At 53.0% G+C, this 230-nt stretch carries 1 protein-coding gene; it reads left to right on the forward strand.

Annotated elements, in window-relative coordinates:
- Positions 1 to 230, forward strand: a 230-nt coding sequence (locus Q4563_RS23190; RefSeq protein ID WP_303606226.1) for a hypothetical protein, incomplete at both ends; no start/stop codon positions are given.

The raw sequence follows: 230 nt of genomic DNA on the forward strand, positions 1-230 counted from the left end.
CAATGGCGTTGCACATACTCTGTCGCAACTGGTTGAAGGCATGCGTGCACGTGGTATCCAGGTGCAGATCATCCGTCCTCGGCAATACCGTCATGAACAACCGGTCAATACTCATGACCTGCACACAACCTTGCTGCCCGGTATGCCATTACCCGGCTATAAAGAGCTCAAGTTTGGCGTTCCCCTGATTGGCCGTATTTCTTCCGCCCTGAAGGATTTTGCCCCCAATG

The organism is Gilvimarinus sp. 1_MG-2023, assembly GCF_030548285.1.